This is a genomic window from Bacteroidota bacterium (assembly GCA_018831055.1).
Taxonomy (GTDB): Bacteria; Bacteroidota; Bacteroidia; order Bacteroidales; family B18-G4; genus M55B132.
Map to the genome: position 1 here is coordinate 1 of JAHJRE010000002.1, position 22,886 is coordinate 22,886.

The following is a 22,886-nucleotide window of genomic DNA, read 5'->3' on the forward strand; positions in this document are numbered from 1 at the left end:
ACGTGACCATACAATATCTGTAAACGCCATCCTGAGCGATGGCACCGAAGCCGAATTTGGCCCCATCAGCAAAGATCAGTTCCTGGAAAAAATGAAGGAACAAACCCTGGAGGCTCAGATATACAGGAATATTCATGAGGTACTCACCGATCCGGGCAACCGGGAGGAAATCATCAAAGAATATCCTGACCCGCGTGTTCACCGAAGAAATACCGGCTATTCCATTGACCTCCTCCTCAATTCAGAGCCTTTTACCAAAGCTGGAGAACCTTTCAACTTCGCTAAGCTTATTGCCGGTTCAGAGGGGACCCTTGCCTTCATCACGGAAATCAAGCTCAACGTAGTGTCGCTACCCCCGCGTTACACAGGATTGGTTTGCGTGCATTTTGAAAGCCTGCCACAAGCCTTCCAGGGAAACCTTATCGCCCTGAAGCATAAACCCGCTGCGGTTGAGTTGATGGACCAAACCATCCTCAGACTTACCGAACAAAATATCGGACTGAGGGATAACCGCTTTTTTATTTCAGGAGATCCTGCAGCCATCCTTATTATAGAATTTACAGGGGAAAGCGAGGAGGAAATCACCCTGCGTGCGGAAGCTATGGAAAAGGAGATGCGCTCTGCCGGAATGGGATACCATTTTCCGCTAATCTCCGGGAAAGACATCAGCAAAGTATGGAACCTCCGGAAAGCAGGACTGGGCGTGCTTTCTAACATGCCCGGGGACGCTAAACCTGTTTCAGTGATAGAAGACACAGCCGTGCACCCTGAAGTCCTGCCAGATTATATGGATGATTTCAGCCGGCTCCTGGAGAAATATAAGCTCGAATGTGTTTATCACGCACATATCGCCACAGGAGAACTTCACCTCCGGCCGGTGCTTAATTTAAAAAATCGTGATGATGTTGAACTTTACAGAATCATCGCAGAAGAAACCGCAAGGCTGGTCAAGAAATACAAAGGTTCGCTAAGCGGCGAACACGGTGATGGCAGGCTCAGAGGTGAGTTCATTCCCCTTATGGTTGGTGAAAAAAACTATGCCCTCCTGGAAAATATCAAGGACGCCTGGGACCCCCACCATATTTTTAACCCCGGAAAGATAACCGCAACACCGGATATGCGGACAAAGCTCCGGTACGAACCCGGACTGGAAACCCGCGATATTGTGACATTTTTTGATTTCTCCAAAGACCAGGGAGTTCTGCGAGCTACAGAAAAATGCAACGGTTCAGGTGATTGCCGAAAATCTGAAGTCATCGGAGGTACCATGTGCCCGAGCTTTATGGCTACCCGCGATGAAAATACCACAACTCGCGCCAGAGCAAATATCCTTCGTGAATTCCTGACAAACTCAGATAAATCCAATCCCTTTAATCACAAAGAGATTTACGATGTGATGGACCTCTGCCTGAGTTGTAAAGGATGTAAATCTGAATGTCCATCCAATGTCGACATCACCAAATACAAAGCCGAATTCCTGCAGCATTACTACGATGCCAATGGAGTACCCCTCCGGGCAAGACTGATCGCAGAAATATCCAATATCAATAAACTGGGGATGATCATGCCGGGAATATTTAATTTCTTTACCGGTAACCCATTTACATCAACTATAATAAAAAAGGCTCTGGGATTTGCACCAAGACGCTCAATCCCCCCCCTTTACAAAATTACCCTCAGAGCCTGGATGGCAAAAAACAGGAATAAGCTCATTGTTAACAGTGAACGAAAAGGCAAAGTATTCCTTTTTGCCGATGAATTCACCCAATATAATGATACTGCCATCGGGATCACAACAATCAAACTGTTGACCGAACTGGGATATGAAGTTGAAATACCCGGTCATACATTAAGTGGCAGGACATACCTGTCAAAAGGCCTTGTCAGAAAGGCTAAGAAGTACGCAGAAAAAAATGTACGCATGCTGTCGGAGAAAATAAATAAGGAAAATCCCCTAATCGGAATTGAGCCTTCAGGAATTTTGACTTTCCGCGATGAGTACCGGGAACTTGTTTCTCCGGAGCTCAGGGTTAAAGCAGAACATCTGTCAGGGAACTGTTTCATGATAGATGAATTTATCGCATCCGAATTTGAAAAGGGAAATATAACTGCGGATCAATTTACAAAAGCTCCACTCAACATCAAACTTCACGGGCATTGTTACCAGAAATCCCTGGCATCGACCAAGCCCACTCATATTATGCTTAGTATTCCTGAAAACTATAAAGTTGTGGAGATAAAATCAGGATGTTGCGGAATGGCCGGATCATTCGGTTTTGAGAAGGAGCATTATGACTTATCGATGAAAGTCGGGGAACTGGTATTATTTCCTGAAGTAAGAAAAACCGACGCCGAAACCATCATTGCCGCTCCAGGTACCAGCTGCAGGCATCAAATCCACGACGGCACCGGCCGCAAAGCCAAACACCCGGCCGAAATCCTCTACGAAGCGTTGAACAAACGTAAATAAACGTTGAATCTTACGTAAATAGTTACAGGTTTCAGGTTGCAGGTTGCAGGTTGCAGGTTGCAAGTTACAGGCTGCACCTCGTACCCCAGCCTCCAGCATCTAGAAACCCAGCACCCAGTCACCCAGCTACCTGTAACCTGTAACCTGTAACCTGCAACCTGCAACCTATTCTTCCTGATTCACGATCACAACCTTTCCGTCGTCCGCAAGGATAGTCTCCGGAAAAACAGCTTTTGCTTCGTTAAGTAAAGCACCCAGTGTTTTGTAACGGGCTGAATAATGACCAATCATAAGTCGTTTCACACCGGCCAGTTTGGCAATGGTAGCTGCCTGTGCGGCGGTTGAGTGGAATTTGTCAGCGGCATCCTGTGCCTTGTCCTCCATAAAGGTTGCCTCATGATATAACAGGTCTGCACCCTTAATTACAGGGATAACAGGCTCATAATAAGCCGTATCCGAACAATAAGCATAGGATCGCGGAGGTGGTGGTGGCGTGGTAATGTCTTGATTAAAATAAATGTTACCTTCAGGATCAATATAGTTTTCACCTTTTTTAATCTTTTGCAGCTCAATATTCGATAGTTGCCTGTTTTCCAGGAAGTCAGCACGGATATTGGGTCTGGCAGGCTTTTCCCTGAAAAGGAAACCATTTACCGGGAAATTATGGTTCAAAGGAAATGATTCTACGGTGACTGAATCGTTTTCAAATATCATCTCATGCTTTTCAGGATTGATTTCCTGAAAAAGCATGGGATAACGAAGAACTGTATTGGAGGCATCCAGGTGGATGTCGATGATCTCCTTTAGCTTTGCATGGGCGAAAACATACAACTCCTTTGTTCTGCCAAGCAAATGCAAAGAGGTTATGAGTCCAAGCAAACCAAAATAATGATCCCCATGCAGATGAGAGATGAAAATATGGTCAATGCGTTGCATCCTGACCCTGCTTTTCCTTAATTGCAACTGTGTACCTTCAGCACAATCAACCAGGTACAGGTTTTCGTGGATATTTAACAGATGGGCACTGGGGTTCCTCTGCAGCAAAGGTATTGCGGCGCCACTTCCAAGAACGGTTACTGCAAATGTTTTCATTATAGTACAAACAAGGGAAAAAAAATCCTCCTTTCGGAGGATTTTTTTTATTCGTTATCATTCTGTTCTTCCGCAGGAGCTTTGGATTTCTTTGATTTCTTTTCCTCCTGCTCCATTTCGTCTTTCAGATTTGCAAGGGCTTCCAGATCTCCGAGGGTCGTTTTCTCGATATTATCCTGTATCTTCTTCACAGCCTTTTTGGAATCCCGCTGAGCGTTTTTAATCTTCGCAGTTTCCTGTGACTTCTCGGTATCAGCCTTATCCTGGAAAGTTTTTGAATGTGAAAGGATGATCTTCTTGTTATCTTTCGAAAACTCTATCACCTTAAAATCGAGGCTTTCATCAGCTCTGGCGTTGGTTCCATCTTCTTTGGCAAGATGGCGGTTAGGAACAAAACCTTCCACACCGTAGGGCAGGGATACAACACCGCCCTTATCGTTGGTGCTGATAATTGTTCCTTTGTGTATGGAGTTGATGGTAAAGATCGATTCGAATACATCCCAGGGATTCTCTTCAAGCTGCTTATGTCCGAGGCTGAGCCTGCGGTTTTCAACATCCACTTCCAGCACGATGACATCGATCTCTTCCCCGATCTTTGTAAATTCAGCCGGATGTTTGATCTTCTTCGACCATGAAAGGTCGGAAATGTGGATCAACCCGTCAACACCTTCTTCAAGTTCAACGAAAATACCGAAATTGGTGAAGTTTCTGACAACAGCCTTGTGCTTCGAATTCTTCGGATATTTTTCCATGATGTTTTCCCATGGATCCGGGATAAGCTGCTTCATGCCCAGCGACATTTTCCTTTCTTCCCTGTCGAGAGTTAAAATTACAGCTTCTACTTCGTTGCCAACAGTAAGGAAATCCTGTGCAGTACGCAGATGTTGCGACCACGACATTTCCGAAACATGGATCAGTCCCTCAACACCGGCAGCAATTTCGATAAAAGCGCCGTAATCGGCAATCACAACAACTTTACCTTTTACCTTATCACCAACCTTGAGATCCGGGTCAAGTGAATCCCACGGATGAGGTGTAAGTTGCTTCAGACCAAGGGCAATACGCTTTTTCTCGTCGTCAAAATCGAGAATAACAACCTTGATCTTCTCATCAAGCTGCACGATCTCTTCCGGATGGTTGATGCGGCCCCAGGAAAGATCAGTAATATGGATAAGACCATCAACACCGCCCAGGTCAACAAATACACCGTATGAAGTGATGTTCTTGACTGTTCCTTCCAAAACCTGTCCTTTCTCCAGCTTGGTCATAATCTCAGCTTTCTGCTGCTCAAGCTCTGCCTCGATCAGTGCCTTATGCGATACAACCACGTTTTTAAATTCCTGGTTGATCTTAACTACCTTGAATTCCATGGTCTTGTCAACATACATATCATAGTCGCGGATGGGCTTAACATCAATCTGTGATCCCGGGAGGAATGCTTCGATTCCAAAAACATCCACGATCAAACCACCCTTGGTCCTGCATTTTACATAACCCTGAATGATCATATCGTTGTCGAAAGCTTCGTTAACGCGCTCCCACGATTTGAGTATCCTGGCTTTTTTATGCGATAGCACAAGCTGACCAGTTGTATCTTCCTGGCTCTCAACATATACCTCGATTTTGTCGCCGGTTTTAAGATCTTGCTTATAGCGGAGTTCATTCAACGGGATCACCCCATCTGACTTAAATCCAATATTAACAACTACCTCGCGGTTATTCAGCCCGACCACGGTACCTTCAATAACCTCATGCTCCGCAATAGAGCTCAGGGTTTTATCATATATCGCTTCAAGCTTTTCTCTTTCTTCGTTGGAATAAACTTCCTGTTTCTTGCCAATGGTTGACCAATCAAAATCGGCTGGTTTGGGTGCCGCTTTCTCAGCAACAACAGGGGTTTCATTTTGAGGTTCCGGAACGGATTCAGGTTCTGTTTCTGCAACAGGGGTGCTAATTTCTTCTGTAACAGGTTCTGCAAGCGTTGAATCTTGAATCTCACCGGTTTCGGCCTTTACTTCCGCCTGCGGATTAATTTCTTCTACGTTTTCGTTTTCCCTGTTAACGTTTTCCTGATTTTCAGTCATTCAATAAGTAAATTTGTATGAGCCGGTTGCATACAAGGGCAATACAACAAGCCCAGGGGTTAATACTTAACATTTTTTTGATTTTCACAGGTTTACTGTGCCCAATTGCCCTCGCAAATTGGCGTGCAAAGGTACAAAACATTTCTTGAAATAAAAAATACCTTCATTTATCTCTTCAGAATGGAGTCCTTAAAGCCGCGATTAAGTATCTTTACAGCCAAATTTCAATATCATGGCCTTGAAATGTGGTATCATAGGTATTACCAATACCGGCAAAACAACTATCTTCAATTGTATCTCAACATCCAAAGCACAGGCTAGCACTTTTGCTTTCAGTGCTACTAAATCAAATATCGGAACCGTCAATGTCACCGACGATCGGCTTTTTGCAATTGATAAGCTGATAAAATCTGCGAGAGTAGTTCCTGCTACGATGGAAATCATTGATATTCCCGGACTGGCTAAAGGTGCAAGTAAAGGAGAAGGCGTGGGAAACAAATTCCTCGGAGATATTCAGCAAACCGATGCGCTGATCCATGTGCTACGTTGCTTCGACGACCCTAACCTGCCTCATATCGAAGGCTCCGTTGACCCGGTGCGGGACAAGGAAATCGTTGACCTGGAATTACAGGTACGCGACCTTGAAATGGTAGAGAGAAAAATGCAAAGGACAGAAAAAGTGGCGAAAGTCGGAGATAAAGATGCAAAAAAAGAACTTGAGATACTGCAGGTATACAAAGATCATCTCGAAAACTTTCAATCGGCAAGAAGCGTTCCCCTTGACGAGGATGACAGAAAAGCCGTTAAAGACCTTTTCCTGCTTTCTGATAAACCGGTTTTATATGTTTGCAATGTTGACGATGCCTCCGCTATAAACGGCAATCATTATACAGAAAGGTTCATGGAAGTCGTAAAGGCTGAAAATGCAGAAGTATTGATCATTGCCGGCAAACTTGAATCGGAAATCACAGAGTTGGAAAGCCACGATGACCGGATGGCGTTTCTTGACGATGCAGGATTAAAGGAACCGGGCGTAAATAAATTGGTGAGATCCGCCTATAAACTGTTAAACCTTCAATCGTTTTTTACCGCAGGTCCTAAGGAAGTACGCGCATGGACCATCCATATCGGCATGAAAGCACCGCAGGCCGCCGGCGTTATTCACAGCGACCTCGAAAGAGGTTTCATCCGCGCCGAAGTGATGAAATACAACGACTTCATTGCTCTGGGATCAGAACACGCCTGCAAGGAAAAAGGAAAATTCTATGTTGAAGGTAAAAACTATATAGTGGAAGATGGCGATATTATGCACATAAGATTTAATGTGTAATCGAAGATGTCAGATCGGAGATCGGAGATCGACGATTTGATCTTCGATCTCCGATCTTCGATCTGCGATCTTCGATCTAAAACGGTAGTGCATACGCTGCACCGAATCCCCATACAAAAGAAAATGTCTTCATCTTGTTATCCTTATCGGCATCGGGAATATTCACAAACCCAAGGTTTACCCGAAGGTCGGAGAATACTCTCAGGTTCTCCATAATTTCATAGGAAGCTCCTCCTCCGATTAACCAGCCAAAATCAATAGTCTTGAAATTGTCTTTGTATTTTTCCGTTTTTGTGACAACTGTGGGAGGCGCAAAAGGATTATTCGGATCATATATATAGTCCTGGTATGTAACTTCCTTATCACCATCTACTCTAACTCCCATCAGAAATCCAACAAAAAATCCCGTGTTGGCAAAAACATTCAGTTTATCCATTACTTCAAAATCACCCCGAGCCATGAATGGAATAGTAAAATAACCCAATCTTAACTTTGTTGTTTCTCCTGAATACTTGAACTTGGTCCCTTTGCCTTCATAGTTAAGTTCTACCTGTGCACTGATCAGATCCGATATTTGATAAGTCCCATGAACCCCAAATAAAAATCCCATGCCCATCTTGTTGTCATCCACATCACTCCCATACAGGTTTTTAAAAACAGGGCCAAACTTAGCTCCGGCCATAATTTTCGGACCGCCGCCTCCACCCGTCTCAACAGCTTCAATAACCATTTCCTGGGAGAATACTCCAAAGGCTATCATCATAGCCACGAAAAAAATCATTGCTTTTTTCATATCAATTTGTATTAGGTTAATTTATCGCAAAGATAAAAATATGAAATCAAATTTGACAGAAAAGAGTGAAATTATGTGGGTTGGGGGCTGGGGAATTATCTGCTTAATTTTCAAACACCAATTCCCCATCCTTAATGTCAATGCGGATATCGGAATCACGGTTAACGGTTCCTGCAAGGATCATTTTTGATAGCTGATTCAGGAGGTTACGCTGAATAACACGTTTGATAGGCCTTGCACCAAACTGCGGATCGAATCCTACTCCGGCTATATGATCTATGGCCTCATTGGTGATGGAAATATGGATTCCATTTTTCTCAAGCATCTTTTTCACATGGTTAAACTGCATTTCCACAATATTTTGTATCTCGTCGCGGGTAAGCGGTTTGAACATGATGATCTCATCCACCCTGTTTAAAAATTCAGGTCGTATGGTCTTTTTCAGAAGGTCAAAAACCTGCTCCCTGGTCCGGTTAATTATTTCTTCCTTGTTCTTGTCATTAATCCGGCTGATATTTTCCTGGATGATATGAGAGCCAATATTTGAGGTCATTATAATAATGGTGTTCTTAAAATCCACTGTCCGGCCTTTGTTGTCGGTGAGCCGCCCGTCGTCGAGTACCTGCAGCAGGATATTGAAAACATCAGGATGAGCCTTTTCAATCTCATCCAAAAGCACAACGCTATATGGTTTTCTTCGTATTGCCTCAGTCAGCTGACCGCTTTCATCATATCCTACATATCCCGGAGGTGCTCCAATCAGCCTCGATACGCTGTGTCTTTCCTGGTATTCCGACATATCTATCCTCACCATGTTGTTCTCATTGTCGAACAGAAATTCAGCAAGGGCTTTAGCCAGCTCGGTCTTACCAACACCGGTTGTACCCAGGAAAATGAAAGATCCAATGGGTCTCCTGACATCCTGCAATCCGGCCCTGCTCCTTCGAATGGCATCGGCAACTGCCTCAATGGCTTCATCCTGGCCTACAACACGCATATGCAACTGCGTTTCCAGATTCAATAATTTTTCTTTTTCGCTCTGCAACATCTTCGAAACCGGGATACCTGTCCAACGAGATACTATCTCGGCAATCTCCTCAGCACTTACTTCCTCGTTAATCATGGGGCTGCCTTTCTGGGTATCCTGCAACTTTAACTTGAAGGCTTCCACATCACCTTCTGCTTCCTTGATCTTCCCGTATCGCAACTCAGCTACTCTGCCAAAATCCCCTTCCCTTTCAGCCCTTTCAGCCTCAATCTTATAATCCTCAATATCCTTTTTCCGCTTCTGGATGTTTTCAACTATCTCCTTCTCTTCCTGCCATTTGGCTTTTAACTTATTCCTGTCCTCACTCAGGTTGGCCAATTCTTCATTCAAGACCTTCAGCTTAACCTGGTCATTTTCCTTTTTAATCGCTTCTCTTTCAATTTCAAGCTGCCTGATCCTTCTCTCTATAATTTCCAGTGGCTCCGGAAGAGAGTTTATTTCCAGTCTGAGTTTTGAAGCGGCTTCATCAATAAGGTCAATGGCCTTATCGGGCAGAAAACGGTCGGTTATGTATCGCTGCGACAATTCAACAGCAGCTATGATAGCCTCATCCTTGATCCTTACATGATGGTGTGTTTCGTATCGTTCCTTTAATCCACGAAGTATGGAAATGGCATCCAGAATATCGGGTTCTTCAACCATCACCGGTTGAAAACGACGTTCCAGTGCTTTGTCTTTTTCAAAGTATTTCTGATATTCCTTTAAGGTTGTGGCACCGATGGCGCGTAATTCTCCTCTGGCCAGTGCCGGTTTCAGAATGTTGGCTGCATCCATTGCCCCTTCTCCCCCACCGGCTCCAACTAAGGTATGAATCTCATCAATGAATAAAACAATCTCCCCCTCTGAGCCAACTACCTCTTTCACAACGCTCTTTAACCTTTCTTCAAACTCTCCCTTGTATTTTGCTCCTGCGATCAAAGCGCCCATATCCAGAGAAAAAACCAGCTTTGACTTCAGGTTCTCCGGTACATCACCGTTAACGATCCGGTGTGCAAGTCCTTCTGCAATAGCCGTTTTACCCGTACCCGGCTCTCCGATCAGGATGGGATTATTCTTGGTCCTGCGGGATAAGATCTGAAGAATACGTCGTATCTCCTCGTCCCTGCCTATAACAGGATCCAGCTTGCCTGAACGGGCCAGGTCATTCAGATTCCTGGCATAACGATTTAACGCGTTGAATGCATCCTCCGCCGACTGTGAATTCACCGTGGATCCCTTTCGTAACTGCCTGATGGCTGTCTTCAACTCTTTCTCCGTCACACCGCTGTCTTTTAAAAGCTTGGCAGCCGTATCACTGCCTGCCAGTATCCCCAAAAGGATGTGTTCTATCGTAATGAATTCGTCGTTGAATTCCTTCATATAAGCCTGGGCCTTTTGCAAAGCCCTGCTAGCATCGTTCGACAAATATTGCTCACCTCCCGTCACTTTCGGATAAGAACCAATAATCCGGTCAAGCGCCTGGTTCATAATGGGGAGGTCGACATTTAACTTCTTGAGTAAAAAAGGAACCACATTCTCGTCGGCCGACAAAATACCCTTAAGTATATGTGTCGTTTCAATAGCCTGCTGCTCATGCGCCGCGGCCATTTCCTGTGCCTTCTGGATGGCTTCCTGGGATTTTATGGTATAATTGTTAAAGTTCATAATATTAATTTTCCTTTCAATCTTTTACGTTGCCTCTTTCCTCAAAGATACTGCCAGGTAGTGGATATTTAAATTTCAGGACGTTATGACACATTACTGCAAACAATATATGACTTTTTGTCCTGATATTTACTATCTCAGGGCAATAAATTTAAGAATATCACATTATTTGGTGTAAGTAGTTGCAGGATAATCCCAATGGGTTACATTTTTTTTAATAATTTTACACCCCTTTAACTTTAGAATTTAAACATCGGTTCATGTATAAAGGAATACTGATCTTCATCATTTTAAGTTATGCTTCGTTTTCCAGGGCTGGCATACTTTCCGACACTGTCAACGTATTTCAGGCCGATACTGTCCTTTTCTGTCACACCGATAGCGTTGCACTGGATGCCGGGCCCGGCTATGTGACCTATTCCTGGAATACCGGTTCCGAAGCCCAGGTGATTTTTGTTAAAGAAACAGGTTTATACTCGGTGAGTGTCTTCGACGGAACCAATACCTTCAGCACCGATTGCTATTTCATTAATTCAAAGATCATCCAGGAAGGGGAAAAGCTCTGCTATAAGGATACGGTCTTTCTTCTGGCCAGCCCGAACAGCGATTTTCTCACTTATGTTTGGAGCACAGGCGATACAAGCTTTTTTACACAGGATATAATTCTAGACTCAACAACATATTTTTTAAAAGCCATTCATAATAATAGCTTCTGCTTCGACAGCATTACCTTTCCTATATTTCCTCGTATGTATCTTAGCTTCGAGCAACCTAACCTTATTTGCCCCGGAGGCGATTGCAAAGGTCAGGTAAAGGCAACAGCCTCCGGTGGATCTGAACCCTATCACTACCGATGGTTTTCCAAAATTGACCCCGGGGATAGCAGTTATGCCATAGGGTTATGCGACGATCAGTACCGAATTATCGCTAAAGATGGGTATGGATGCAGATTTGATACATCCTATATGGTGGAATTGTTCGACATGCCTGAAATAGAAGCAGAATACACACCCGATACCGTTTATATCACAAACCCACGAGCCATATTTTTCTTTGAAAATAAATCCGCAGATTCAATTGAAGTTACTGACTGGAGCTGGAGCTTCGGTGATAATACCAAGTCCGATCTTGCATCCCCCGTTCATTATTACCAAAGTACCGGTAATTACGACGCTTTTTTCAAATACACAACCATCGATGGTTGTCAGGACTCCCTCCTGCTGATTGTCCCCGTCAAAGAACTGGAACTTAAAGTACCGAATGTGTTTACTCCGAACGGAGATGGTATCAACGATTATTTTGAGATTAAAAAACTCGAAAATTTCGTTTCCAATGAAATGGTCATATATAACCGCTGGGGTAAAAAAGTCTATGAAGTTGTTAATTATCAAAACGATTGGGACGGAAAAGGCTTGGAAGATGGAACATATTATTTTGTTATAAAGCTTAAAGGATACTTTGATGACGATGAAAAATACGGGTCTGTAATGATCATCGGAAGAGAGAAAAATCAGTAGTTCTGTATATATTTGCAAGCATGAAAAAGCGTTTAACCTGGATATTTGCTGCTGTATTGGTTGTATTTACAATTTCCTGCGGAAATCAGGGAGAAAATGAAAGTATATCGTCAGATGTAATAAACAATCCCATTACAGCAAACGGTGAAAGCAACCTGGATGAACTTCCTGTATTGGAATTCCTGGATACTACTCATGACTTTGGGAATGTGATACAAGGAGAAAAAGTGACGTATGCATTCCGTTTCACCAACGCAGGCAAGAGCGATCTGATTATTGCAAAAGTCAGCGCAAGTTGTGGTTGCACTGCAACAGAATACCCAAGGCATGCCATAAAACCAGGTGAAAAAGGAGTTATTTCCATAACATTTGACAGTGAAGGCAGACTGGGATTTCAGAATAAAACCGCTGATGTTCTCGCAAATACTCAACCAAACTTAACAACATTAAGAGTTAAAGCAAAAGTAATAACACCGGAATCGATGAGGTGATCCCGGCTTACGCCGGGACAGGCAGGATAGAAAAATAACCATATAACCATATAATAATTTAAATATGAACAACCTACTCAACATTCTATTATTCATGCCTCAGGGCGAAGGTGGTGAAGGCGGTGGATTTATGCAGTTTCTCCCGCTACTTCTGATCATAGTAGTCTTTTATCTATTCTTCATCCGGCCGCAAATGAAGAAATCCAAGGATCAGAAAAAATTCAGAGAAACTCTTCAAAAAGGCAGCAAGGTCGTTACCATAGGTGGAATTCACGGAAAAATTACGGATGTGAAAGACACTACCGTTACACTGGATGTAGGCATAGGCAATCCGATATTGATGACTTTCGAAAAATCCGCCATCGCCATGGATACATCATCTCAATTGAATCAGAACAAATAAACCATAATCACAGGATGTGAAACCATCCATCATTGGATTTTTAAAAAGGGCCAGGAAACCGACCGATGCAAGATTCAGGAACCAATTATATGTTTTATTGGTTTGTCTTGTATTGTCAGTTATTATCTGGATCCTGATCAAACTTTCCCAGACCTACGTGGCGCCGGTCAGCTTTAAGTATGAATTCACCGGTGTTCCTCAGGATAAAGTCATTTTTCCGGAACAAAAGAAGATCATTGCAACAATCAAAGGTAAAGGATCCGATTTATTCTCCCTGAAATACATGACCATAAAACCGGTTTTTTATATTGATATTTCAGGAATTAATTATAAAAAAGACAAGAAGAAACAGCATTTTTTCCTTTTGTCACGACAAATCCAGCAGGATGTGGCCAATCAGCTGCCAAACCCTTTCCAGTTAACGGGTATATCACCGGATTCTTTGTTTTTTAGCCTGTCTCAAAAAAAAATCATCAAAATCCCTGTCAAACCAAACCTAAACCTGCATTTCCGCCAGCAATATCTCCAGTATGACAGCCTTATTCTTGATCCTGCCTTTATTACGGTCGAAGGACCAGCTTCCATCCTCGATACAATTAAAGTAATCAAAACAGAGAGAAAATCGGTTGACAACCTCGATGAAACCGCAACGTTTAGCCTTTCACTCAAACTGCCCTTTGATGAAGAATATATTAACTACTCCGATAAAATGACCGAGGTCACAATTCCGGTGGAGAAGTTTACTGAATCAAGCGTGGAAGTCGCGGTAGAAATAATACATAATGAACCCGGAATCAGAATCAAGACCTTTCCGGAAAAAGTGCATATTACTTTCCTCATCGCCATGAAAGATTATAGCCGTCTCGATAAAAACCAGTTCAGGGTTGCTGTCCGATACGATGAAGCATCACGTCAACAGCGAAAATTAAAGACAGAACTAATCCAGATGCCGTCTTTTATCCGATTGGTTAAAGCAGAACCTGAATATGTTGATTTCATTATAATGAAGCAATGATAAAGGCAGGATTAACCGGGATCATGGGTAGTGGGAAAAGCACGGCAGCCAGAATATTTGAGGTATTAGGCGTTCCTGTCTTTAATGCAGATCAGGCTGCGAAAAACCTTTACAGCAACCCGGATACTGTCAGAGAAGTCATCACTGCTTTCGGTTCCGACATCCTGGATGATAATCATCGAATCGATTTCGGAAAATTATCTAATGTTGTTTTTAATGATAAAACATCCAACGAAACGATTAACAGGATCATTCATCCTAAAGTCAAATTCCTGGTAGAATCCTGGTTCACAAATAATTCAAATTACCCTATGGCTATTTACGAATCGGCCCTTCTTTTTGAAAGTGGTTTTTACGAATTACTCGATTGGAAGATTACAGTTACAGCTCCGCTTGAATTATGTTTGCAAAGGATTAGGGAGAGAAGTAATCTTTCCGATGACGAAATCCTCCAAAGGATGTCATTCCAATATTCTGATGAAAAAAAAAGAAAACTATCTGATGCCATAATATATAATGACGAAAAGCAAATGCTCCTTCCGCAGGTTCTCCGCCTTTATAAGTCAATCCTGAAAAATCAAGCACCAGGTACGCTAAAAAGCTAACAGAAGAATTCTCTTAGATTTTAATGGATTTTCCTGAAAATCAGCTATAATCCTATTGACTTTTCGATATTATTTAACTAATTTTGAATAGCTTTAATAAGTTTATTCTTATTCTGTTATTTCTAATAATCTAAAAGCACGCTTCATTTTTTGTCGGATTATAAAATAAAAGGAATATGGATAAAGGTCAGATACAGGAAATCCTAATTGAGACCATCTCAATGTGTGCTGATGATACAGGTTGGGCAAACCTAGCTAAAATTGGGGCAATTCTCAGGAAAAAAGGTTTGAAGTACGGTAGGTTATCCAGGATGCTCAAGGAATACGGCCAGATAATTGAATTGAGGGTTGACGAAAGCATCCAGCCTCCTGTAGCTTATGCCCGAATAATTCAAACGTAAGACAGTGGATGGCCAAGAGGCTTTGTTAAATCAAAGAAAAAACAGTTATTAATCTCCCAACAAGAGAAAGCAGATTTATTTTTTCCGTGCGTTGGGATTGTATCCTCTTTTTCTGGCAGCATCTTCCAGTCTTTTCTGAAATCCAGACTTCTTCGCGGGCTTTTTCTTGTTTTCCTGTAGCTGTGAATAAATTTTGTCTTCATTAATAGTTTGACGTATTACATACATCTGCCCGAATGTGAACAAATTAGCTAACAGATAATAATAACTCAGCGCTGAAGCATAATTATTGAAGATTCCAAGGAACATTACCGGCATAAGGTACATCATTGTCTTCATTCCCGGCATTTGAGTAGTTGATGACCCCATCATCTGGTTGTTCATCCAAGTGTAAATGATCGTTGATACTGTCATCAGCAAGGTAAACAAGCTTACATGATCTCCATAAAAAGGAATATTGAAAGGCAGGTTAAATATGGAATCATAACTGGAAAGGTCGTGAGCCCATAAGAATGGCTGCTGTCTTAGTTCAATGGAAGAAGGGAAAAACCTGAACATTGCCAGCAGGATAGGAAGTTGCAGCAGCATTGGAACACAACCGGCCATAGGATTCACACCCGCCTTTCGGTAAAGTTCCATGGTTGCCTGCTGTTTCTTCATTGCGTCTTCCTTCTTGGGGAATTTTTTTGCTAACTCGTCAACTTCAGGTTTCAATACGCGCATTTTTGCTGTCGAACGGTACATTTTATACGCTATGGGGAAAAGGACTATCTTCAATAAAATAGTAAGTACCAGGATGATAATACCATAGTTCCAGCCAAGGCCACCAAGATAATCGAATACAGGAATCACGGCAAAACGATTGATCCATTGCATCAGGAAAAAACTCCAGCCCAAAGGGATCTGCCTTTCAAGGTCCTGTTTGTAGGAACGCATAACTTTATAGCTGTTAGGGCCAAAATAGAACTGCATTCCGTAGGTATGGTTTCCAATCTGATTGTAAGGTAACCCGAGGGTCATATACATTGACTTGAGGTAGCGATCTCCCGCAGGGTGCTCCAATGTCAGGGTTTTCATTACAGGATTTACAAACTGATCATTAGCAATGATCGTTGAGCTGAAAAAGTGCTGTTTAAAGGAAACCCATTTTACTTTATCGGTGAGAGACTCTTCATCATCCTTCGTTTCGGAGAGATAATCAACCTCACCGTCGGTAAACCTGAAATATATGGTGGAACCGTTGAAACGGTCTACAACTTTTTCTTGCTTCCTCAGGTCGGTTTTCCATACCAAATCAATAATATTCCCGCTGCCGGCGATCGCATTATCCAAACCGACAAGGTTGATATCGAATCCGATCATGTATTCATCCGGCGCTATGGTATAAACATATTCAATGAACTTGTTTTCATCGGGAATTTCATCCTGGCCAACGGGATACAGACGCATGGAGACTATAACCGGCTGTTCGTTGTCACCGGAAAAAAACTCATCAGTCCCCTTCCATGGTTTTCCGTTAACATAAGGAGTAAAAAACAGATCACCGGTAAAAACTGCTTTATTATCTGCGTAAAACTGAAGACCGAATAAGGTAGTATCGGAGTCGAAAAGAATCAGAGGTAATGAATCAAAAGTCTGGTATTCCTTCAACTCAACGCTGTAGATACGACCTCCGCGGGGAGAAAACGTAATTCTTACGAGACCGTTATCAATAGTTATCAGTTCATTTTCACCTGCTAAAGCGTGGGCAAAAACACCATATTTGGTTTTTAGAGCCTGAGACAGGACACTACTATCCTTTGTAATCTTCAAAACCTCATCTGCCTCTTTTACTATTGAATCTTCCTGCATTTCCCTGACCCTGGCAAGAGAATCCTTTCTTTGCATCTCCTCAAACCTTACCATTTCGATGGAATCCTGCCTTCTTTGTTGCTTTTCCAGTTCCTCTTCTGATGGTTTCATCAGAAGACTCCAGCCAATAAAAATGCCGAAGATCAGGACCAGGCCTATGATGGTATTTCTGTTCATCCGAATAAATGTTTTTTATGGGATGGCAAATTTAATTGAAAAAAATGAGAATGGAAACTATTTGGAAGCTGCCACATGCTTATGTTCGATACACGCCTTCACAAAAGCAACAAACAAGGGATGCGGACTGGCAACCGTGCTTTTGTATTCAGGGTGGAACTGCACCCCGATAAACCAGGGATGATCCTTCAGCTCAATTATTTCCACAAGATTGTGATCAGGGTAGATACCGGCAGCTATCATGCCGTTTTGCTCAAATTCCTCCAGAAAGCGATTGTTGAACTCATAGCGGTGACGATGACGTTCTCTCACCTCTGCAACGTTATATATCTTATGCACTTTTGTTCCGGGAGTTATCCTGCAAGGATAAGATCCCAATCGCATGGTACCTCCCATCTTCCGGATGTTCTTCTGGTCCTCCATAAGGTCAATAACCGGGAATGGTGTGTTGGGGTTGATTTCCGAAGAATGAGCATCCCCGTAACCCAATACATTCCTGGCAAATTCAACTACAGCGCATTGCATTCCAAGGCAAACCCCGAAAAAAGGGATTTTGTTTTCCCGCGCAAATTTTACGGCAAGAATTTTACCCTCTATGCCCCGACCTCCAAAGCCCGGAGCTACCAGGATACCATCCAAACCTTTAAGCTTATCTGCTATGGTAGACGTGGTTATCTCTTCCGAATGAATCAGTTTCACATTAACCTTACACTCATTTTGAGCTCCGGCATGTATAAATGCCTCATTAATCGATTTATAGGCATCTTTAAGCTCAACGTATTTCCCTACAAGACCTATGCTAACGGATTCCTTTGGATTTTTTAGTTTTTTCAGGAATTCCTCCCAGCGTGTCAGATCAGGGTAAGTATCGATGGGCATTTTCACTTTTTTCAGGATCTCTACATCCAGTTCTTCCTCGCGCATCAACACAGGCACATCGTAAATAGTATCAGCATCAATAGATTCTATAACAGAACTTTTGGGAACATTACAAAACAAAGAAATCTTGGATTTAATACTGTCGTTGATGTGCTTTTCCGTCCGGCAGACAATGATATCAGGCTGAACTCCCGATTCGAGAAGGGTCTTAACGGAATGTTGAGTGGGCTTTGTTTTCAGTTCCTGTGCTGCGGCAAGATAGGGTATATAAGTAAGATGAACGACGATACATTCATGCCCCATTTCATTTCTCATCTGCCTCACTGCTTCAATATATGGCAGTGATTCAATATCACCAACAGTACCACCGATTTCGGTTATGACAAAATCAAATTTGCCTTTTTCACCCAAAACCTTTATTGATCTTTTTATTTCATCGGTAATGTGAGGGATGACCTGAACTGTTTCCCCAAGGTAATCCCCTCTGCGCTCCTTTTCAATCACCGTCTGGTATATCCTGCCTGTAGTAACATTATTAGCCTGTGATGTTGGAACGTTGGAAAAGCGCTCATAATGACCCAGATCCAGGTCGGTTTCTGCTCCGTCTTCCGTCACATAACACTCACCATGTTCATAGGGATTCAAGGTACCCGGATCAACATTAATATATGGATCCAGCTTTTGGATGGTTGTTGAAAAACCTCTGGCCTGCAATAGCTTGGCAATTGAAGAAGAGATAATCCCTTTTCCGAGGGAAGAAGAAACCCCTCCGGTAACAAAAATATATTTCGTGCTTGCCATCAGATGGATGAATTTTTTGGCAAAGTAAATTAAAACCGTATTAACGAAAAAATATGTTCCTGTTATTTTATAAACATTTTAACAGGTTTTCCCGGATTTTCTCAAGATATACTAATAATACCTGAACCTCTTCACCTTGGCGATATGTTTAGCCAGCCTTATCACCTGGATTGTATATCCGAACTCGTTATCATACCACAAATAAACCACAATATGTTTCCCATCGGCTGAAACCTGTGTCGAAGGAGAATCATAAATGGCTGTTACCGGGTCCCCGATAAAGTCGCTTGAAACAGATTCATTAGAAGCCGAATATCTGATTTGTTCCACAAAGGCTCCATGCAGGGCGGCGTCTTTCATCATATCATCCAGTTCATTGCGCGTTATAGCTTTTTTCACACTAAGCGAAAGTATGGCCAGCGAGATGTTTGGGACAGGAACACGAACTGCATTCGCAGTAAGCTTTCCATTAAGTGAAGGGATGGCCTTGGCAGCCGCGGTATTAGCACCTGTTGTGGTAATAACCATGTTTAAGGGAGCACCCCTGCCTCTTCGAGGTTTTTTGTGATAATTGTCGATCAGATTCTGATCGTTGGTATAGGCATGTATGGTTTCAATATGGCCCTTTTCTATGCACAGTTTAGTTTCGATCACCGATAAAGCAGGTACAATGGCATTGGTTGTGCAGGATGCAGCAGAAAATACGTTCTCATTGTCAACGTCAAGTTCTTTATGATTAACCCCATAAACAACATTAGGAATATCTCCTTTTGCCGGAGCGGTGAACAGGACTTTACTTATTCCCTTTGCTTTAAGATGCCGCGACAAGCCTTCTCTGTCGCGGAATATCCCTGTATTGTCTATAAGGATGGCATTACTGATTCCATATGACTCATAATCAATATCTTCAGGATTATTACCTTCCAGCATTTTTACAATATGACCATTAACATAAATTTCATTTTTTTCAACATCTTCAATAACATTACCACGGAAGGGTCCATGGATAGAATCATGACGGATCAATGACGCCCTCTTCCTGATATCATCCGGAGTCACCTTACGGGTTACCACGGCCCTTACCCTGAGTTGGGTGCCATTACCCTGGATAATCAATTCGCGTAAAAGCAGTCTCCCGATCCTTCCAAAACCAAAAAGTACTACATCCCGCGGTTCGGTGAATGGAGGTTGCTTTCCTATCATCTCCTTTAGCTTATCCTCAACAAATTCCTTTACACCGGCGTATTTCGATTTTTCTTCCGTCCATTCATAATTAAGCTTACCCACATCTATACGGGCCTGGTTAATGTCAAGCTCCTGGATAATCTTAGCAATGGAAAGGGAAACGGCAACAGACAACTGTTTTCCAATCACCGTTTTCGCATAGGAATGCTTAAAAATGATCACACTGGCACTTCGATCTATCAACTGGTTTCTGAAAAAGATCAGTTCAACGGATTTATCGATAAAAAGCTTCCCAACAACGCTGATAAATTCCAGACCGGTCTTCTCTTCATCATTCCATTTATTAAGCGATTCTGCAAAATAATTGCTCATCATTTGCTGATCATTTTCATTTAAATCTACCATATCCAGTTATTTTTCGTTGGTTAATACTGACTAATATCTTATCCAACCAAAAATAAAAAAAAGGGTTAACAAAAAAAATTTTGCTAACCCCTTTTTATCAAGAGTTTTTAACCTATTCTCCCAGATAAGCCTTTAAGAGTTTACTTCTGGAAGTATGTTTCAGCCGTCTGATCGCCTTTTCCTTTATTTGCCGCACTCTTTCACGGGTAAGATCGAACTTTGCCCCTATTTCTTCCAGAGTGAGTCCATGGTTCATACCAATGCCATAATAAAGATTTATGACATCCCTTTCTTTTTCCGTGAGGGTTGCCAACGATCGCTGAATCTCCTTGTTCAATGATTCACGCATCAGGGTGGAATCGGTCGATGGACTTTCATCCGTAACATATACATCAAGGAATTTTGTTTCGTCATCAGGATTGATGGGTGCATCCACTGAAATATACTTCGTGGTGATTTTCATTGCCTTATCTACTTTGTACTCGGGCAATTCCATCAACTCAGCTATTTCATTGGTGGAGGGCATTCTTTCATATTCCTGTTCCAGCCTTGATGTAGCTTTCTTAATTTTATTAAGCGATCCTACCTGATTAAGCGGCAAACGAACCAGCCTTGACTGCTCTGCCAGGGCCTGCAGGATGGATTGACGAATCCACCATACAGCATAGGAAATAAACTTAAACCCCCTTGTCTCATCAAACCTTTTAGCTGCTTTTATCAACCCCAGGTTCCCTTCATTTATCAGATCAGGTAGCGTAAGTCCTTGATTCTGATATTGTTTTGCGACTGATACTACAAACCTCAGATTAGCTTTTGTAAGCTTCTCCAACGCTTTTTGATCGCCCTGCTTGATCCTTTTCGCTAATTCAACCTCTTCTTCGGCGGTAATGAGTTCTTCTTTTCCTATGTCCTGTAAGTATTTGTCAAGGGATGCCGTTTCACGGTTGGTAATGGATTTTGTGATTTTTAATTGCCTCATATTCTCCTTTCTCAGATCCTTTAAAAATACTTATAACTTGAAGAACATACTTTTTTTTCAAATAACTTGCAAATATACAAAAAAATGAGCGTTTTTGAAAGTTTTTAACGTTAAAAGATCGTATAAATTTTTGACTTGTTTAAAAATAATCTAAATTTAAACAAGGTACCTACAATCCAAATTCATATGTTACCCTCATACCATTCGGATACACCCCCTGTATCCTTATCGTCCTGTCGGCAGACCCGATAGCAGACTCTACACTGGCTTTTGAGCTGACATCCTGGTCATTCACCCTTATTATAATAAATCCCTTGCGTATACCTCCGCTCTTAAGCATTCCACCTTCCTCTACTCCGGCAACTTTAAGCCCTCCCGGAATCCTGTAAATTCGCTTTTCATCATCGGATATTCTTTGTAAGGTAGCACCCAGGGCTTCCACAAAAAACTGTTCATCCTTCTTAACAACGGATGTGGTTCCATCCTCATTTCTAAGTTCAACATTAAAGGCCAGAGGCTTGTTATCCCTTCGCACGTCAACAGCAACCTTATCTCCAGGTCTGTATTGCCCGACGATTTCCAGAAGTTGTGCAAGAGTGTTAACTTCACTTCCGTTAACACGCATAATTACATCTCCCTTTTTTATACCTGCCTTATCAGCTCCACCATTCTCAGATACATCCTCCACATAAACTCCCTTCATATCCTTAAGCCCGCTCTCGGACGCAAGATCACTGTCTATCTCCCTGGGTATTATCCCTATATAGGCACGTTGTACCTCCCCATAGAGCAGAATATCATCAACAACTTTCCTGACAATATTGACGGGAATAGCAAAGGAGTATCCTGTGTAGGAGCCTGTATTGCTAGCAATGGCAGCATTTATGCCGATCAGTTGACCCTCTGTGTTAACCAATGCGCCCCCGCTGTTACCCCGGTTTACCGCCGCATCGGTCTGAATAAACGATTCAATACCGCCTTGTGTTCCCAGGATGTTGATATTCCTTGCTTTGGCGCTTACTATCCCGGCTGTAACCGTGGAGGTGAGATTAAAAGGATTTCCAACCGCAAGGACCCATTCCCCAACTTTAACCAGATCTGAGTTTCCGTATATCATATACGGAAGATCCTTATGATCTATTTTTATCACGGCGAGATCGGTCGAAGGATCTGTTCCAACTATCTCTGCCTCAAAAACCCTTTTGTCATTTAAAGTAACTTCTACCAGATCAGCATCCTGAACAACATGATTATTGGTGACAATATATCCTTCAGGAGATATGATCACCCCGCTTCCCCATCCTGAAATGGGATAGGATCGGTTATATTGAGGAGTATTGCTATATCCGAAATATTCACGCAAAGCCCCAAAAAAATCATCATACACACTGCTCTTCCGCATAAACTGGGACCGGATATGCACAACGGCATCCACTGTTTTTTCGGCAGCTTTCACAAAATCAGGACCGTTTACCGGAGTTGAAGTCATGTAACTGGCAGGATATACTGACAACTCTTCTGGTTGATGATATCCTAAGGGCAAATCTTCGCCTACTGAACTCTTCTTTGAAGATGCTGCCAGATAAACGATCGTAATCCCTAATACCAGCGTGAATGTTATATATAATATCCTTTTCATAATTACATAAAGTTTAACATTATATTTTTCCTTTTGTTCAGACTCCATGCAAATAACGTAAAAACACCTTAAAAGTT

At 42.3% G+C, this 22,886-nt stretch carries 17 protein-coding genes; 8 read left to right on the top strand and 9 right to left on the bottom strand.

Annotation, left to right across the window (positions count from 1 at the left end):
- Positions 1–2,470 (top strand): 4Fe-4S dicluster domain-containing protein (locus tag KKA81_00025; protein MBU2649292.1); only part of this gene is annotated, 2,470 nt, incomplete at its 5' end.
- A gap of 165 nt (positions 2,471–2,635) precedes the next feature.
- Here KKA81_00025 and KKA81_00030 read toward each other — a convergent pair.
- Positions 2,636–3,562 carry a ribonuclease Z gene (locus KKA81_00030; GenBank protein ID MBU2649293.1) on the bottom strand — a complete coding sequence of 309 codons (927 nt, stop codon included), beginning with the start codon at positions 3,560–3,562 and terminating at the stop codon, positions 2,636–2,638.
- 47 nt (positions 3,563–3,609) lie between these two features.
- Positions 3,610–5,646: a 30S ribosomal protein S1 gene (gene rpsA / locus KKA81_00035; protein MBU2649294.1), complete on the bottom strand. Its 2,037-nt coding sequence runs from the start codon at positions 5,644–5,646 to the stop codon at positions 3,610–3,612.
- Positions 5,647–5,878: 232 nt separating this feature from the next.
- Here rpsA and ychF point away from each other — a divergent pair, with 232 nt between their 5' ends.
- Positions 5,879–6,976 (top strand): redox-regulated ATPase YchF, encoded by a 1,098-nt coding sequence (ychF, locus tag KKA81_00040; GenBank protein ID MBU2649295.1) that lies wholly within the window; start codon positions 5,879–5,881, stop codon positions 6,974–6,976.
- A 76-nt stretch (positions 6,977–7,052) separates the two neighbouring features.
- On the opposite strand, the gene KKA81_00045 is transcribed toward ychF, so the two are convergent.
- Positions 7,053–7,769 (bottom strand): PorT family protein, encoded by a 717-nt coding sequence (locus KKA81_00045; GenBank protein MBU2649296.1) that lies wholly within the window; start codon positions 7,767–7,769, stop codon positions 7,053–7,055.
- Between the two features lie 103 nt (positions 7,770–7,872).
- The gene (clpB, locus tag KKA81_00050) at positions 7,873–10,461 is read right to left on the bottom strand and encodes an ATP-dependent chaperone ClpB (GenBank protein ID MBU2649297.1); all 2,589 of its coding nucleotides are present in this window, start codon (positions 10,459–10,461) and stop codon (positions 7,873–7,875) included.
- A 260-nt stretch (positions 10,462–10,721) separates the two neighbouring features.
- Here clpB and KKA81_00055 point away from each other — a divergent pair, with 260 nt between their 5' ends.
- The 6 genes from KKA81_00055 to KKA81_00080 all read left to right on the top strand — a co-directional run bounded on the left by KKA81_00055 (position 10,722) and on the right by KKA81_00080 (position 14,893).
- Positions 10,722–11,978 carry a gliding motility-associated C-terminal domain-containing protein gene (locus tag KKA81_00055; GenBank protein ID MBU2649298.1) on the top strand — a complete coding sequence of 419 codons (1,257 nt, stop codon included), beginning with the start codon at positions 10,722–10,724 and terminating at the stop codon, positions 11,976–11,978.
- 20 nt (positions 11,979–11,998) lie between these two features.
- Complete coding sequence (locus KKA81_00060; GenBank protein MBU2649299.1) at positions 11,999–12,469, top strand: DUF1573 domain-containing protein; 471 nt, start codon at positions 11,999–12,001, stop codon at positions 12,467–12,469.
- Positions 12,470–12,599: 130 nt separating this feature from the next.
- Complete coding sequence (gene yajC / locus KKA81_00065; protein ID MBU2649300.1) at positions 12,600–12,872, top strand: preprotein translocase subunit YajC; 273 nt, start codon at positions 12,600–12,602, stop codon at positions 12,870–12,872.
- Positions 12,873–12,888: 16 nt separating this feature from the next.
- Entirely contained in the window at positions 12,889–13,887 is a 999-nt protein-coding gene (locus KKA81_00070; protein MBU2649301.1) for a YbbR-like domain-containing protein, read from the top strand.
- On the top strand, positions 13,884–14,492 hold the full coding sequence (gene coaE / locus KKA81_00075) for a dephospho-CoA kinase (protein MBU2649302.1): 609 nt from the start codon (positions 13,884–13,886) through the stop codon (positions 14,490–14,492). The genes KKA81_00070 and coaE overlap by 4 nt, the downstream gene beginning before the upstream one ends.
- A gap of 176 nt (positions 14,493–14,668) precedes the next feature.
- On the top strand, positions 14,669–14,893 hold the full coding sequence (locus KKA81_00080) for a hypothetical protein (GenBank protein ID MBU2649303.1): 225 nt from the start codon (positions 14,669–14,671) through the stop codon (positions 14,891–14,893).
- A gap of 75 nt (positions 14,894–14,968) precedes the next feature.
- On the opposite strand, the gene yidC is transcribed toward KKA81_00080, so the two are convergent.
- From yidC to KKA81_00105, 5 genes are all read right to left on the bottom strand, one after another.
- Entirely contained in the window at positions 14,969–16,921 is a 1,953-nt protein-coding gene (gene yidC / locus KKA81_00085) for a membrane protein insertase YidC (GenBank protein MBU2649304.1), read from the bottom strand.
- 57 nt (positions 16,922–16,978) lie between these two features.
- Positions 16,979–18,601 (bottom strand): CTP synthase, encoded by a 1,623-nt coding sequence (locus KKA81_00090; GenBank protein MBU2649305.1) that lies wholly within the window; start codon positions 18,599–18,601, stop codon positions 16,979–16,981.
- 111 nt (positions 18,602–18,712) lie between these two features.
- A complete protein-coding gene (locus tag KKA81_00095) occupies positions 18,713–20,161 on the bottom strand; it encodes a glyceraldehyde-3-phosphate dehydrogenase (GenBank protein MBU2649306.1) in 1,449 nt (482 codons plus the stop codon).
- A 142-nt stretch (positions 20,162–20,303) separates the two neighbouring features.
- Positions 20,304–21,170 carry an RNA polymerase sigma factor RpoD/SigA gene (locus KKA81_00100; protein ID MBU2649307.1) on the bottom strand — a complete coding sequence of 289 codons (867 nt, stop codon included), beginning with the start codon at positions 21,168–21,170 and terminating at the stop codon, positions 20,304–20,306.
- A gap of 169 nt (positions 21,171–21,339) precedes the next feature.
- Positions 21,340–22,809, bottom strand: a complete 1,470-nt coding sequence (locus KKA81_00105) for a Do family serine endopeptidase (protein ID MBU2649308.1) — start codon at positions 22,807–22,809, stop codon at positions 21,340–21,342.
- Between the last annotated feature and the right edge of the window lie 77 nt (positions 22,810–22,886).